Annotated in this window: 1 pseudogene; it reads right to left on the bottom strand. The window is 70.2% G+C overall.

The annotated features are described in order from the left end of the window. Nucleotides 1-60: 60 nt before the first annotated feature. A pseudogene (locus tag FNH08_RS50225) lies at nt 61-1,152 on the bottom strand (AAA family ATPase); the annotation flags it as partial. Nucleotides 1,153-1,254 lie beyond the last annotated feature (102 nt).

Here is a 1,254-nt window from a genome sequence, read left to right as displayed (position 1 = left end):
GCACCGTGAAGGTGCCGGCCCTCTCGCGTTGCCGTCGGGTCCGACCCGACCGGTCCGCTCCTACTGCGTCCAGCCGGGCGGTACCGAGCCCTGCTGCGGCTGGTTCGGCGGCGGATCCTGGGGCGGCTGCTGCTGCCAGCCCTGCCCCGGGTCGGGCTGTTGCGGGGGCTGCCCCCAGCCCTGCCCCGGCTGTGGGGCGCCGCCCGGCTGGGCGTAGGGCTGCTGGGGGTGTTGCGGCTGCTGGGGCTGCTGTTGGGGCGGGTAGCCGCCCTGCTGCGGCTGCTGGTACTGCATGTTCGGGTTGCCGAAGCCCTGCTGCGTACGGGCGAAGTCCTCGGCGACGATGGCGGCGAGCTCGAAGTAGGCCTCGCGGGTCTTCGGCCGCATCATGTCGAGGTCCACCTCGGCGCCCGCCGCGAGGTGTTCGTCGAAGGGGATCACGGCGACGGCGCGGCAGCGGGTCTCGAAGTGCGCGACGATGTCCTCGACCTTGATCATCTTGCCGGTCTCGCGGACACCGGAGATCACGGTGATCGACCGCTGGACGAGGTCGGCGAAGCCGTTCGACGACAGCCAGTCGAGCGTGGTCGAGGCGCTGCTCGCGCCGTCCACCGAGGGCGTGGAGATGATGATCAACTGGTCGGCGAGATCCAGCACTCCGCGCATCGCGCTGTAGAGCAGACCGGTACCCGAGTCGGTGAGGATGATCGGGTACTGCCGGCCCAGCACGTCGAGCGCGCTGCGGTAGTCCTCGTCGTTGAAGGTGGTGGAGACCGCCGGGTCCACGTCGTTGGCGATGATCTCGAGGCCCGAGGGCGCCTGCGAGGTGAAGCGGCGGATGTCCATGTAGCTGTTCAGCTGCGGGATCGCCTGCACCAGGTCACGGATGGTGGCGCCCGTCTCGCGCCGCACCCGTCGGCCGAGCGTGCCCGCGTCCGGGTTGGCGTCGATCGCAAGGATCTTGTCCTGGCGCTCGGTGGCCAGCGTGGCGCCGAGCGACATGGTCGTCGTGGTCTTGCCGACGCCGCCCTTGAGGCTGATGACCGCGATCCGGTAGCAGGACATCACCGGCGTACGGATCATCCCCAGCTTCCGCTGACGCTCGGCCTCTTCCTTCTTCGCGCCGAACTCGGCCTCGGGCGTCCGGGTGGACGACCACGCCCGTACGACCGTCCCCCGGCTGTACGCCGCCGGTGACCTGGCCTGCGTCCCGCACAACTACATGATCGGCGCGTTCGTCTTCGGCGACCTGGC

It is taken from the genome of Streptomyces spongiae, from assembly GCF_009377185.1.
Lineage (GTDB): Bacteria > Actinomycetota > Actinomycetes > Streptomycetales > Streptomycetaceae > Streptomyces > Streptomyces spongiae.
Note: the sequence above shows the minus strand (reverse complement) of the source record. Positions and strands in the feature narration are given on the sequence as shown.